This is a genomic window from Pseudomonas sp. R37(2017), from assembly GCF_002113375.1.
Lineage (GTDB): Bacteria > Pseudomonadota > Gammaproteobacteria > Pseudomonadales > Pseudomonadaceae > Aquipseudomonas.
Genome location: NZ_NEHO01000005.1, coordinates 269,223 through 282,177, shown reverse-complemented (window position 1 = coordinate 282,177; position 12,955 = coordinate 269,223). Strand labels below are relative to the sequence as shown.

Here is a 12,955-nt window from a genome sequence, read left to right as displayed (position 1 = left end):
CCTGCCCCAAGGCTCAAGAGACAGCGTTAACCCGTTGTAGTTCTTGGTTTTTCTTATAAATCCACGGCTCTGATATGCTTTCCGGCCTTTGGGCCGAGGTAGCACCATGCAACTCATCGATATCGGCGTCAACCTGACCAACCCCAGCTTTGCCGACAAACACCAGGCCGTACTCGACCGCGCCTACGCGGCCGGCGTATGCCAGTTGGTGCTGACTGGCACCAGTGTCGAGGGCAGCGAACAGGCCCTTGAACTGTGCCAGCAACTGGACGAAAGCACTCAGCGCTTGTTCGCCACCGCCGGAATTCACCCTCACTGCGCCAGTGACTGGAACGCCGACAGCGCCCGACGCTTGCGCAGCCTGCTCAAAGAGCCGAATGTGGTGGCCGTGGGTGAATGCGGGCTGGATTTCAACCGTGACTTCTCGCCGCGCCCGCAGCAGGAAAAGGTCCTCGAAGAACATTTGGCCCTGGCCGTTGAACTGCAGTTGCCAGTATTTCTGCACGAGCGCGACGCCAGCCAGCGATTGCTGGAAATCCTGCGTGACTTCCGCGACCGCCTGCCGGCCGCCGTTGTGCATTGCTTCACCGGGGAACAGAAGGCACTGTTCAGCTACCTCGACCTGGACTTGCACATCGGTATTACCGGCTGGATCTGCGACGAGCGCCGGGGCACGCATTTGCATCCGTTGGTCAAGGAGATCAAGCGCGGACGCCTGATGCTCGAAAGCGATGCGCCGTACCTGCTGCCGCGCAGCCTGCGCCCCAAGCCGAAAAACGGACGAAACGAGCCGGCGTACCTGACCGAAGTATTGCGCGAAGTCGCGCTGCATCGCGGGGAAAGCCAGGAGGATCTGGCGGCACATACGACAGCCTGCGCAAGGGCGTTTTATGGCCTGCCGTTGATCTCCTGATCAGCAAAAATCCCGGTGGGAGCAAGCTCGCTGCCACAGGTTTGAAGTTGATCTGCATCAAAATTCAGTCTCTGGAGTAGCGGCACAATAATGGCACCTTGCCAAAACTGTTTCAGCTATCAGAGAAGACCTCCATGGGTGCCTGGCTTAGCAATATCTCGCTGAAGTACAAATTCTGGGCGGTCAATGCCGTCGCCTTCGTCACCACGCTGCTGTTGGTGCTGTACGCCGTACACCTTGAACAACAGGCCCGCGCTCAGGCGTCCCAAGCCTCGGCTCAGGCACAGGCGCGAATGCTGGCCGACTGGCCTGCCGGGCAGCCCCTGCCCAGGACCGACAACCTTCTGACGTTCGATCGCGGACAGGCGCCGACGCTGAATGGACAGCCCATGCTCGAACTCGCCGATGCAAACGGCTGGGTCGAGATCAACGCGATGCCACTGTTCGGTGACAACCCGTTGATGGGCGCCGAAGTGTTTACTCGCACGGGTGGCCAGCAGCTTGCAGTCATCGCCCATGGCCCAAGCCTGAGCCAGGTATTCAACGAACGATTTTCCAACTACGCGGTGGCCGTACTCATCCTGATGCTGGCAATGCTCGGCGCCTCGCAGCTTTTGATCCGCTTTCTGCTCAGCCAGCTCAACACCTTGAAAGACGTCATGCTGCACGTGGAGAAAACCGGTGACCTGTCCGCTCGAGTGCCGTTGGCTTGCAGCGACGAAGTCGGGCAGATGGCCGGAGCCTTCAACGCCATGCAGGCCGGTTATCAAAGGGTGGTCAACACCGTCGCCAGCACCGCCCGGCAACTGGATGACGGCGCCGCGCGACTGGCGGCCAGCATGAATGAAGTGCGCCACGGCATGCTCGGCCAGCAGAGCGAAACCGATCAGGCGGCCACGGCGATCAATGAAATGACCGCCACGGTCTATCACATCGCTCAACACGCCGGTGCCACCCGCGACCTTTCACAATCGGCCGATACCCTGGCCGGCAGCGGGCAGGAGGTGGTGACGCGGGTGCAACGCTCGATTGCCGGGCTGTCCACCGGCGTCCAGCAGACTGCCGAGATGATTCAGCGTCTGGCCGAGGACAGCCAGAAGATCAACGGCGTGGTCAACGTGATTCACAGCATCGCCGAGCAGACCAACCTGCTGGCACTGAACGCCGCCATCGAAGCGGCCCGGGCCGGCGAGATGGGTCGCGGCTTTGCGGTCGTTGCCGATGAGGTGCGCAACCTCGCCAAACGCGTGCAGGCCTCCACGGACGAAATCACCCTGATGGTCTCGGCATTGCAGGCCGGGACACGGGACGCCGTGGATTTCATGCAGGAGAGCTCGTTCAAGGCCGACGACTGCGTACAACAGGCGCAGGAGGCCGGTGCGGCATTGGCCGAGATCACCGGCGCGGTGGCGCAGATGCGTGAAAGCAACACGCAGATCGCGGTGGCGGCCGAACAGCAGAGTCAGGTAGCGGAAGAGATGAACCGCGCGGTGGTGAGCATCCGCGACGTGACCGAGAACACGGTGCGGCAGACAGTGACTTCGGCGACCACCAGCATTGAGCTGGCGGCGTTGGCCGGGGAACTGAGCAAGGCAATAGGTCAGCTCAAACTTTGAGGGCCCTTTCGCGAGCAGGCTCGCTCCCACAAGGGTTTTATGTATGCCCGGAATCTGATGGTCACCGAAGATCAATGTGGGAGCGAGCCTGCTCGCGAAGGCGTCAGAGCTGACAACATCAATCCAGACCATGGCGCCTATCAAGCCAATAGCCAGCCTTGATTCGCCGCCAGCAATGGCCGGGCCTATTCTTCTTACATGTGTTCAACATGGATCGAGGATCAGCATCATGGGCAAACGTCACCCCAACCTTCCCGCCTGGCAATGGCGAGCGTACCCGAACAATCATCAGCACCCGACCAATCTGGTGTTGCACCTGATCGCGGTGCCGCTGTTCATCGTGGCGGCTCTGCTGATTGTATCCGGGGTGTTCAGCCTGACCCTTGCGAACATCGCCATCGGCGTCATCGGTGTGATTGCGGCGCTGGCCCTGCAACGCCACGGCCACAGCCTGGAGACGCAAGCCTCCGAGCCGTTCAGTGACCGCAAGGATGCGATATCGCGCCTGTTGGTCGAGCAGTTCCTGACGTTTCCACGGTTCTTTCTCAGCGGTGGCTGGTGGCGCGCCTGGCGTGAGCGCCACCGCCGTCACTGATCAGGCGAACACCGTCACCGTCTGCCGACTCATGGCGATCAAGCGGCCATCCGCGCTCCACATTTTTGCCGCGGCATGCCCGTAACCGTCGGCGGCGTGCTCGGTCTCGACGAGGTATTTACACCAGTCCAGGGTGTTCAACTCCAGCAGCGGTTGCACGAATTCGATGGTCCAGGTCAGGGTGCTACCCATCGCCGGCTTCTTCAAAAACGGCATCAGGGCCGGCGGCCAGGCGTCCACCAGCGCGAGGAAATGCGCCTCGCTGACGGCCTCTTCCTTCACGTCGCCACGCAAGCGTACCCAGCCGCCCATTTGCCGGGAGGTACTGCCGCTGAACGGCAACCCGCCGACATTCCAGCGCATTGCCAAATGTCGCATGAACTCCGGAATAACGCCTTCGACAAATGGCAGTTCCTGGCACTCATCCCAGTGGCTCATTTCAGGCGCAGGTAAAGCGCTCACCGCGACTTCCGAAGGGCGCGAGGCACCAAAACTGCCCTGGATCAAGGTCACCACCTGCCCTTTCTGCATCACCCGGCCCAGCACCTGGCTGACCGCCTTGCCTTCACGCAATACGTCGACTTCAAAACTGACTGGAACCTGGGGCTCGACCGGGCCGACGAAGGTGATTGCCAGCGAGCGTACCGGACGATCCGCCGGCACCCGAGCACGCATGGCTTCGTACTGCAAAGCGGCCACCAGGCCACCGAAGCTGGCGCGCCCCTGGGCCCATGAGGCCGGGATAGACAGCTCCTGCGGCTGGTTACGGACAGCGTCGAGCAGTTCGGAAAAGCGCATGAAAACCTCTGGGACAGGAAAAAGATGAAGGGATATTACCCAGCCACAGAGGGCGATACAGCACCCATTCCGGCCAAATTGACTGACAGATGAGCCGCACAAGGCCCGTGCCAAGCACAAAACTCTGTAGGAGCGAGTGCCCGCTTGCGGCCCGCTCGCGATAGCGCCCGGACAGCCAACATCAATGTTGAATGTCACGACCTCATCGCGAGCCCGCTCGCTCCTACAAGGGATCCGTGGTGTTTTCAGGATTTGAAGCAATCGCGACTGAGTTTTTCCAGCACGCGGTCAGCAATCTGTTCAGCCTCGGCCATGGTGGCTTTCCACACTGCAACGCAAGGCTGCAAATCCGCTTCCCGTTCAGCCATGGCCAACCATTGCACGCAATCGTGCCAGTCGCCAAGCGCACCCTGGGCCGATTTCAACCGGGGCATGGCGGCTTTCGGCAAACGATCCAGTTCAGGGTAAGCATCGATGCCATAACGCACGCGTTTGATCAGCAGACGTAGCCGATGACGGTCATGGGCCGGATCGTGCAGGGCCTCGTCGAGCTTTTTCCACTGTTTGCCCAGGCGCTTTTCGATGCGCTTGCGCAAGCCCTTGAGCAATTCCTGGCGCTGGGCGGCGCGCAGAAAACGCGGAAATGCATCGAGAACGATCAGCAACTGCGCCAGTTCAGGGCTGGCCGCCACCGCAGGGTAGGCCTCGGCCATCTGCGCCATGCGCCGCTGGGCGGCCTGGGGTTGCTGGTGCTGGAGCAGGTACGCCGCCAGCACTTCGCGATCACGTAACGGCGTGGTCAAGTCGCCCACCCGCGAGGCGGCCGCTTCCAGTTGCTCGACGCCGGGCAATCCGCGCAATGGCAACAACAGGCTGCGTAATTGCCGTATGGTTGTGCGCAGATCGTGTAACGCTTCGGGATCAGTATGCTCTTTCAAGCGGGCCTGACAGGCCAGCAGACGAATTTCCAGGCCCAGAACACGAGCCACCAGCCGATCGATCATGGGGGGGTTACTCCGTAGACAGCGCCAGGTTGCAAGCGCCAGGCTGCAAGTTCGATGAGGCTTGCAGCTTGCAGCTTAGAGCTTGTAAGCGCTTTTCGCCTTAACGCCCCGCACGCGACTCGCGAATATAGAAACGGGCCTTCTCGGCCTTGCTGGTGCAGCCCTCGAACCCCTCGAATTGCTGTTGGGTCTTGGCCGCGGTCAACAGCGACAGGGCCTTGGAGTAACTGACGGTCCCGGCAAAACCCTCTGCTTTGGCCAGGTCCAGTTCATGCCATGCCGCATCCAGATTACTACCGCAACTGTCGCGATAGGCGGTTTTGCCAGCACAACCGGCGAGCGCCAGGGCAATCAATGGCACGCAGATCCAGGCTTTCATCATTCACTCCTCAAAGATAGGTCAACAATCATGCAAGTAAGACGGTGTGGCACCTGAAAAGTGCCGTTGGTCCGTTGTGCAAACTATAGCGCTGACGAGAACAACCATGTGCCGCCATGGAGTGTCGAAAATACGACGCTCTAGCCCCATCCAACGACCATGACGATTGAAGCGCGCCCCTCGATGGGTGCATTGTTGAACCATTCAAACGAGGGCGATCCATGAAAAAGCGTGTCGCACTGGTATTGGGCTCGGGTGGAGCCCGGGGATATGCCCATATCGGGGTCATCGAAGAGATCGAACGGCGCGGCTATGACATAGCCTGTATCGCCGGTTGCTCCATGGGCGCGGTGGTGGGCGGGATCTATGCCGCCGGTAAACTCGATGATTACCGCGACTGGATCGAGAGCCTGGATTATCTCGATGTGTTGCGTCTGGTGGACGTCAGTTTTCGTCTGGGGGCGATTCGTGGCGAGAAAGTGTTCGGGCAGATCCGCAAGATCGTCGGCGAGATCAATATCGAAGACTTGCGCATCCCCTATACCGCCGTCGCCGCCGACCTGACCAACCAGCAGGAAATCTGGTTCCAGGAAGGTTGCCTGCACCAGGCCATGCGCGCCTCGGCAGCGATCCCCAGCCTGTTTACCCCGGTGATGCAAGGCAACCGCATGCTGGTCGATGGCGGCATACTCAACCCGCTGCCGATCGTGCCGGTGGTTTCGAGCCATAGCGATTTGATCATCGCGGTCAACCTCAACTCCACCAACCAGCGCCACTATCAACTGCCGGTCATCCAGCGTCCCGCCGCCTTCAAGACCCGCTTCGACAGCCTGATCAACTCCCTCGGTTCCAAGCTGCCGTTCCGCCGCAAACAGGCCGAGCAATTGTTGATCCTGGAGCAGGAAGCTCTGAGGGCCGCCGAAGGCGCAGATCTCAATCCATGGATCGAATCCGCCGAGCCTCAAGCGCAACAACCCGCGGCCGCTCCCGAAGCCAGTGGCGCGCCCCGCTCCGCCACGGGTTCGATCATCATCGACAACGTCGGGCCGGCGTCCCTGCTGGATTTGATCAACCAGAGTTTCGAGGTGATGCAGACGTCGCTGGCGCAATACAAGATTGCCGGCTATCCACCAGACATCCTGATCAACGTGCCCAAACGCGTGTGCCGGTTTTTCGAGTTCTACAAGGCGCCAGAGCTGATCGCGCTGGGAAGGGAGATTGCGCGGGATACGCTGGACCGGTATGAGAACGAGCAGAACTGAAAGCCTGAAAGTTATCGAGTGACTATCAGGGCCTGCTCCGGGCGGCGTTCCGACGAAGGGGCCGGACCATTCAGCACAGAACTAAAGGCTGTCCTCACTCAACAACCGATACCCCACCCCCGCCTCGGTGACGATGAACCTGGGTTGGGTCGGGTCATCCGCCAGCTTCTGGCGCAGGTGCCCGACCACGATGCGCAGGTAGTGAGTGTCTTCGGTGTGCGTCGGCCCCCAGATGTCCTTGAGCAATTGCTGCTGGGTGATCACCCGCCCGGGATGCCGCGCCAGTTGCGCCAGCACGGCGTACTCCTTGCGGGTCAGCGCGACTTGCGCACCGTCGAGCAACACTCGGCGATACGCCAGGTCGACGGTCAACGGACCGAAACTCAGTGCCGCTGGCTGGGTTTCACCCACGGGCGCCTGGCGCAGCAACGCACGAATCCGTGCCAGGAACTCCTGAATACCGAACGGCTTGGTCACATAGTCATTGGCACCACCATCGAGGGCTTCGACCTTCTGCCCTTCACTGGCGCGCACCGAGAGCACCAGTACCGGCACCGTCGACCACTCGCGAAAATCACGCAATACCTGTTGGCCGTCCATGTCCGGCAGGCCGAGGTCGAGCACCAGCAAGTCCGGTTTGCTCAATGCAGCTTGAGCCAATCCCTCACTGCCCGTGCCGGCCTCCAGTACTTTGTAGCCCTGGGAAGCGAGGCTGATGCGCAGGAATTTGCGGATCTGCGGTTCGTCGTCGATGACCAAAATGGTCGCGGTCTGGCTCATGAATTCACATCAACACAAAGAAGTGGCAAGAGAGTAGCGCAAGCGCGATCAGGCTTCACTTTCGTATCCCGGCTGAGCCTGTAGCGGCAGGTGCAATGTGATGCAGGTGCCACGCCCCTCGATGCCGTCGGCGACACTGATGCGTCCGCCATGGGCACCGACCATGCCCTGACAGATCGCCAGCCCCAATCCGGTCCCCTGCCCGCCACGATCACCCCGCGCCGCGGTGTAGAACATGTCGAAGATCTTCTCCCGCTCCTTCTCCGGAATCCCCGGCCCCTCATCGCTGACGGAGAAAAACAGCTCACTGTCATGGGTCCCGGCGCGCAATTGCAAACGCCCGTGGTGTGGCGAAAACCGCGCGGCGTTTTCCATCACATTGATCAGTGCCTGTTCGATCAGTGCGGCGTGGACGAACAGCAGCGGCAAATCCGCCGGTACTTCGATGCTGACCTGCAGCGACGCAAGTACCGCGCGCAGGCGATTGAGCGCACTGCCGACGATATCGGCCGGCGACACCCAGTCCCGCGCCAGCTTCAGGGCACCGTGGCCGAGGCGGGTCATGTCGAGCAGGTTCTGAATATAGCGGTCGAGGCGCTCGGCTTCATCGCGCGTGCCTTCGAGCAGTTCGCGGCGATCCTCCAGCGGGATCGCTTCCCCCAGGGCCAGGAGACTGTCGATACTGCCGCGCATGGACGTCAGCGGCGTGCGTAAATCGTGGGAAACCGAAGCCAGCAAGGCACTGCGCAACTGCTCGGTTTCGCCATGCAGCCGCGCCGCTTCCAGATCATCGGCCAGTTGCGCCCGGGCCAGCGCCTGGGCCAGCGGCTGGCTCAGCGCGGTCAACAAGCGACGGCGCTGGCCGCTCAGGGTCTGGCCTTCCCTGGCGCAAACCCCCAGCAACGCCAGCGGACCGTCCTCCACCGATAATGGCCACCACCACCAGCGGCTGAACGGCAAGGTGCCGGTGCCCGCACCCGCCGGTTGATCGTGCTGCCAGGCCCAATCGGCCGCGGCGCGTTCAGCTTCGGTGAACTCGAGCGGGCCGCCGGTTTCGACTTTCCAGCCGTTTTGACCATCGCGATTGAGCAGGCACAGTTGCACATCGCTCCAACCATTGAGGTGTTGGGCAGCCGCGCTGACCACGGCCTGGCGGTCGGTGGCGGCGGTGAGTTTGCGTGACAGGTCGAGCAATTCGCTGGTCTCTTCCTGGGTGTCGCGCAGGGCCTGCAATTGCCGCCGCTGGCGTGCCGCGAGATTGCCGGTGAGGGCCGCCATCAGCAGAAAGAACAGCAAGGTCAGCACGTCTTCTTCGCGCTGGATCCTGAAGGAGAAATTCGGCGGAATGAACAGAAAGTCATAGGTCAGAAACGACAGCGCCGCACAGGCCAGCGCCGGCCCGAGACTGCTGCGCACCGCCACCAGCAGCACGGCGGCGAGGAACACCAGCGAGATGTTCGGCAACGGCAGTACACTCGCCACCGCCCAGGCCAGGGCACTGGCCAGGACCGTCGCGACCAAGGCCAACGCGTAGTCGAACCAGACCAGCGACTGCATCGACCGTCGATGAGGTTGATGCTGTGGATGATCGCTATCGAGGACGTTGATTTCCAGTCCACGCGCATTGCGCAGCAGCCGTGCCGCCAGCCCGCCACCGAACAGGCGCCGGCGCAATCTCGGCCGGGACTGACCGACCAGCACCAGGCTGGCACGACGCTCGGCGGCATGCTGGATCAGGGTTTTCGCCACTTCACCGGCGCGCAGCAACACCACTTCGCCCCCCAGGCGTTCGGCCAGTTGCTGGGCGCTTTGCAGGCGCAGGCGCGACTGTTCGTCGCGCACGCGACCGTTGTCCACATGCACCAGACTCCAGGGCAGGTGCCGCCGTTGGGCCACTCGACTGGCATGCCGTACCAGGCGCTCAGCCTGGGCATCGCCGTCCACCCCCACCAGCAATCGCCCACGCACCGCTGGCGCCGCTTGCCCCAACTGACGATATCCCTGGGCCAGATCGTTATCGACCTGGGCCGCCGCGGTTTGCATCGCCAGTTCGCGCAGGGCCGTGAGGTTGGTCTGGGAGAAGAACGCATCGATGGCCGCCCGCGCCTGCTCAGGCACATAGACCTTGCCGTCGCGCAAACGCTCGAGCAGCTCCCGTGGCGGCAAGTCGATCAGCAGCAGTTCGTAGGCTTCCTGCAACACCCAGTCCGGCAGGGTTTCGCGGACCTGCACGCCAGTGATGCCGCGCACCTGGTCGTTGAGGCTTTCCAGATGCTGGACGTTGACCGTGGTGTACACGTCAATGCCGGCGGCGAGCAGTTCCTGAATATCCTGCCAGCGTTTTTCGTGACGGCTGCCGGGGGCGTTGGTATGCGCCAGCTCGTCGACCAGCACCAGTTTCGGCTTGGCTTTGATCAGACCGTCGAGGTCCATTTCCTCAAGCAGCACGCCACGGTATTCCGAGCGCACCAACGGTTGCTGCGGCAGGCCGCCGAGCAGGGCTTCGGTTTCGGCCCGGCCATGGGTTTCGACGACTCCGGCAATGACTTTCACCCCCTGGCGCAGTTGGGTGTGAGCCGCTTGCAACATGGCGTAGGTCTTGCCGACACCCGGCGCGGCACCGAGAAAAACCTTGAGCCGGCCACGGCCATCGCGGGGCAGGTCTGCTAACAGCGCGTCGGCGCGGCCGGAGTTGCTCATGATTGGGGATCTCTTTTTTCTTGAAGAGGATGGGTGGCAGTTCTATCGCCTTCGCGAGCAAGCCCGCTCCCACATAGGATCTTCAGTGGCCACAAATTGTGTGTACGACATCTATCCGATGTGGGAGCGGGCTTGCTCGCGAATGGCAACGCCACAAACCTAAAGTTTTTCCAGCGCCAGATTCAACTCAAGCACATTCACCACCGGAGGGCCTACCAACGGCCGCTCGATATGCGCGTCCAGCAGTTGTTGCAGCGTCGCCACCGGCAAGTTGCGCGCCGCCGCAACACGCGCCAGTTGATAGGCAATCGCCGCCGGTGGCAAGTGCGGATCGAGACCACTGCCGGACGTAGTGACCAACGCCAATGGCACTGGCCCCTGACCGGGCACCAACAGTTTTCCGGCATCGTCGACCACCCGCGTCGCCAGCGCCGGGTTGCTCGGCGACAGGTTGCTGGCACTGCTCGACACGGTGGCAAAGGCACCAGCCGAAGGACGCGGGTGGAACCAGGCGTCGCCGACGAAATCCTGGGCAATCAGCGATGAACCGCGGACCTTGCCCTCGGCATCCCGTACCAGGCTGCCGTTGGCCTGATCGGGGAACGCGACCTGGGCCACGCCGGTGACCACCAGTGGATAAGCGACACCCGTGATCAGCGTCATCAGGACCAGCAGGCTCAGGGCCGGGCGTATCAATGTGGACATTTCAAAATCCTCGAACTCGAAAAAGAACCTGTAGGAGCGAGCCCAGCTCGCGATGCAACTGAGAGCGCCGCGTACCGTCAGGATGTACGCGTTATCGTTAATCACGAGCGTGCTCGCTCCTACAGGGGCGTGTTCAGTCAAACCAGATGCAACGCCGTCAACAGCATGTCGATCGCCTTGATGCCCACGAACGGCACCAGGATTCCGCCAAGGCCGTAGATCAGCAGGTTGCGCCGCAGCAACGCCGCCGCACTCGCCGCCTGCACGCGCACACCGCGCAATGCCAAAGGGATCAACACCACAATGATCAAGGCGTTGAACACGATCGCCGAGAGAATCGCACTCTGCGGACTACTCAGGTGCATCACGTTGAGCACGCCCAGTTGCGGGTAGATCGCGGCGAACAACGCCGGCAGAATCGCGAAATACTTGGCCACGTCGTTGGCGATGGAAAAGGTGGTCAGCGCACCACGGGTGACCAGCAACTCCTTGCCGATCTGCACCACATCCAGCAACTTGGTCGGGTCACTGTCGAGGTCGACCATGTTCGCCGCTTCGCGTGCCGCTTGCGTACCGTCGTTCATCGCCATGCCGACATCCGCCTGGGCCAATGCCGGGGCGTCATTGGCGCCGTCGCCGCACATGGCGACCAGGCGACCGTCGTTTTGCTCGTGACGAATGCGCGCCAGTTTTTTCTCCGGCGTGGCTTCGGCCAGCACGTCATCCACACCGGCCTCGGCGGCGATGGCGGCTGCGGTCAACGGATTGTCACCGGTGACCATGACGGTGCGGATCCCCAGCTTGCGCAGTTCGGCGAATCGCTCGCGAATGCCGGGCTTGACCACGTCCTTGAGGTGAATCGCGCCGAGCAGCTTGCCGTCGACACACACCAACAGCGGGGTGCCGCCGCTTTGGGCGATCTTGTCGATTTCGCGGGACAAGGCCGGTGCCAGGTCAGCGCGTTTCAGGCCGACGAAGGCCAGTAACGAATCCACCGCGCCTTTGCGGTACACGCGGCCCTGATAGTCGACACCGGACAAGCGGGTTTCGGCGCTGAATGGCACGGCCGTCAGCACTTGAGCGGACGGCTCCGGCTGCGGATGGGTGCCGCGCAGGTACTCGACGATAGACTTGCCTTCCGCTGTATCGTCGGCCAGCGAAGCCAGCAATGCGCCTTCGGCCAGTTCCATGGCTGTCACGCCCGGGGCGGCATACACCGCCGAGCAACGACGGTTGCCGAAGGTGATGGTGCCGGTCTTGTCCAGCAGCAAGACATGCACGTCCCCCGCCGCTTCCACCGCACGACCGGACTTGGCAATCACGTTCAGGCGCACCAGACGATCCATCCCGGCGATACCGATGGCCGACAGCAAACCGCCAATGGTGGTCGGAATCAGCGTGACCAACAGCGCCACCAGGAACACCAGCGGCAGGCTGCCATTGGCGAAGTGGGCGAACGGTTGCAGGGTGACGACCACCAGCAGGAAGATCAGGGTCAGGCCGATCAGCAGGATGTCGAGCGCCACTTCGTTCGGGGTTTTCTGGCGTTTGGCGCCTTCGACCAGGGCGATCATGCGATCCAGAGTCGACTCGCCAGGGTTGGCGGTAATCTTCACCAGCAGCCAGTCGGACACCAGCCGAGTGTTGCCGGTAACGGCCGAGCGGTCGCCACCGGACTCGCGGATCACCGGCGCCGATTCACCGGTAATCGCTGCTTCGTTGACGGCCGCGATCCCTTCGATCACTTCGCCGTCACCGGGAATCATCTCCCCCGCTTCAACGCGCACTACATCGCCTTTGCGCAAGTTGGCGGCGGGTACCACCTGGAAGCTGCCGTTGCCGGTTTTGCGCCGGGCGCTCAAACCTTCGGTACCGGCCTTGAGGCTGTCGGCGCGAGCCTTGCCGCGACCTTCAGCCAAGGCTTCAGCGAAGTTGGCGAATAGCACGGTGAACCACAGCCACACCGCGATTTGCGCGGCAACGAAGGTGGGCACCACCGTGTCGGGAATGAAGCACAGCACGGTGGTGAGGATTGCGGTCAATTCGACCACCAGCATCACCGGCGCACGCTGCAATTGCCGTGGATCGAGCTTGACGAAGGCTTGCACCAGCGCCGGGCGCCACAGGGCCGAGATCGCGGTTTTCGGTTGTTCCGGTGCCTTGATGGCGACCGGTTTGACTACAGGCATGTTCATCATTGGCT

At 62.1% G+C, this 12,955-nt stretch carries 11 protein-coding genes; 4 read left to right on the top strand and 7 right to left on the bottom strand.

What is annotated here, in order from left to right; genetic code table 11:
• The first annotated feature begins 106 nt into the window (after positions 1–106).
• From CAG47_RS11405 to CAG47_RS11395, 3 genes are all read left to right on the top strand, one after another.
• The gene (locus CAG47_RS11405; RefSeq protein WP_085724959.1) at positions 107–913 is read left to right on the top strand and encodes a TatD family hydrolase; all 807 of its coding nucleotides are present in this window, start codon (positions 107–109) and stop codon (positions 911–913) included.
• 134 nt (positions 914–1,047) lie between these two features.
• Positions 1,048–2,529 (top strand): methyl-accepting chemotaxis protein, encoded by a 1,482-nt coding sequence (locus tag CAG47_RS11400; protein WP_085724958.1) that lies wholly within the window; start codon positions 1,048–1,050, stop codon positions 2,527–2,529.
• 229 nt (positions 2,530–2,758) lie between these two features.
• Positions 2,759–3,124 carry an Mpo1-like protein gene (locus CAG47_RS11395; protein WP_085724957.1) on the top strand — a complete coding sequence of 122 codons (366 nt, stop codon included), beginning with the start codon at positions 2,759–2,761 and terminating at the stop codon, positions 3,122–3,124.
• On the opposite strand, the gene CAG47_RS11390 is transcribed toward CAG47_RS11395, so the two are convergent.
• The 3 genes from CAG47_RS11390 to CAG47_RS11380 form a co-directional block, all read right to left on the bottom strand.
• Positions 3,125–3,922: an acyl-CoA thioesterase II gene (locus CAG47_RS11390; protein WP_085724956.1), complete on the bottom strand. Its 798-nt coding sequence runs from the start codon at positions 3,920–3,922 to the stop codon at positions 3,125–3,127.
• A gap of 245 nt (positions 3,923–4,167) precedes the next feature.
• Positions 4,168–4,926 (bottom strand): CHAD domain-containing protein, encoded by a 759-nt coding sequence (locus tag CAG47_RS11385; protein ID WP_085724955.1) that lies wholly within the window; start codon positions 4,924–4,926, stop codon positions 4,168–4,170.
• Between the two features lie 100 nt (positions 4,927–5,026).
• Positions 5,027–5,305 carry a hypothetical protein gene (locus CAG47_RS11380; RefSeq protein WP_085724954.1) on the bottom strand — a complete coding sequence of 93 codons (279 nt, stop codon included), beginning with the start codon at positions 5,303–5,305 and terminating at the stop codon, positions 5,027–5,029.
• Between the two features lie 221 nt (positions 5,306–5,526).
• Between CAG47_RS11380 and CAG47_RS11375 the strand changes: the two genes are divergently transcribed.
• Positions 5,527–6,567, top strand: a complete 1,041-nt coding sequence (locus CAG47_RS11375) for a patatin-like phospholipase family protein (RefSeq protein WP_085724953.1) — start codon at positions 5,527–5,529, stop codon at positions 6,565–6,567.
• Between the two features lie 81 nt (positions 6,568–6,648).
• Here the strand turns inward: CAG47_RS11375 and CAG47_RS11370 are convergent, their stop codons facing one another.
• The 4 genes from CAG47_RS11370 to kdpB all read right to left on the bottom strand — a co-directional run bounded on the left by CAG47_RS11370 (position 6,649) and on the right by kdpB (position 12,947).
• Positions 6,649–7,347, bottom strand: coding sequence for a response regulator (locus CAG47_RS11370; RefSeq protein WP_085724952.1), 699 nt, complete (start codon positions 7,345–7,347; stop codon positions 6,649–6,651).
• A 48-nt stretch (positions 7,348–7,395) separates the two neighbouring features.
• A complete protein-coding gene (locus CAG47_RS11365) occupies positions 7,396–10,047 on the bottom strand; it encodes a sensor histidine kinase KdpD (protein WP_085724951.1) in 2,652 nt (883 codons plus the stop codon).
• Between the two features lie 159 nt (positions 10,048–10,206).
• Entirely contained in the window at positions 10,207–10,752 is a 546-nt protein-coding gene (gene kdpC / locus CAG47_RS11360) for a potassium-transporting ATPase subunit KdpC (protein WP_085725069.1), read from the bottom strand.
• A 137-nt stretch (positions 10,753–10,889) separates the two neighbouring features.
• Positions 10,890–12,947 (bottom strand): potassium-transporting ATPase subunit KdpB, encoded by a 2,058-nt coding sequence (gene kdpB, locus CAG47_RS11355; protein ID WP_085724950.1) that lies wholly within the window; start codon positions 12,945–12,947, stop codon positions 10,890–10,892.
• Positions 12,948–12,955: the final 8 nt, after the last annotated feature.

Coding starts and splice junctions, on each gene's coding strand:
- CAG47_RS11405 (WP_085724959.1), top strand. CDS start 107: ATGCAACTCATCGATATCGGCGTCAACCTGACCAACCCCAGCTTTGCC.
- CAG47_RS11400 (WP_085724958.1), top strand. CDS start 1,048: ATGGGTGCCTGGCTTAGCAATATCTCGCTGAAGTACAAATTCTGGGCG.
- CAG47_RS11395 (WP_085724957.1), top strand. CDS start 2,759: ATGGGCAAACGTCACCCCAACCTTCCCGCCTGGCAATGGCGAGCGTAC.
- CAG47_RS11390 (WP_085724956.1), bottom strand. CDS start 3,922: ATGCGCTTTTCCGAACTGCTCGACGCTGTCCGTAACCAGCCGCAGGAG.
- CAG47_RS11385 (WP_085724955.1), bottom strand. CDS start 4,926: ATGATCGATCGGCTGGTGGCTCGTGTTCTGGGCCTGGAAATTCGTCTG.
- CAG47_RS11380 (WP_085724954.1), bottom strand. CDS start 5,305: ATGAAAGCCTGGATCTGCGTGCCATTGATTGCCCTGGCGCTCGCCGGT.
- CAG47_RS11375 (WP_085724953.1), top strand. CDS start 5,527: ATGAAAAAGCGTGTCGCACTGGTATTGGGCTCGGGTGGAGCCCGGGGA.
- CAG47_RS11370 (WP_085724952.1), bottom strand. CDS start 7,347: ATGAGCCAGACCGCGACCATTTTGGTCATCGACGACGAACCGCAGATC.
- CAG47_RS11365 (WP_085724951.1), bottom strand. CDS start 10,047: ATGAGCAACTCCGGCCGCGCCGACGCGCTGTTAGCAGACCTGCCCCGC.
- kdpC (WP_085725069.1), bottom strand. CDS start 10,752: ATGTCCACATTGATACGCCCGGCCCTGAGCCTGCTGGTCCTGATGACG.
- kdpB (WP_085724950.1), bottom strand. CDS start 12,947: ATGAACATGCCTGTAGTCAAACCGGTCGCCATCAAGGCACCGGAACAA.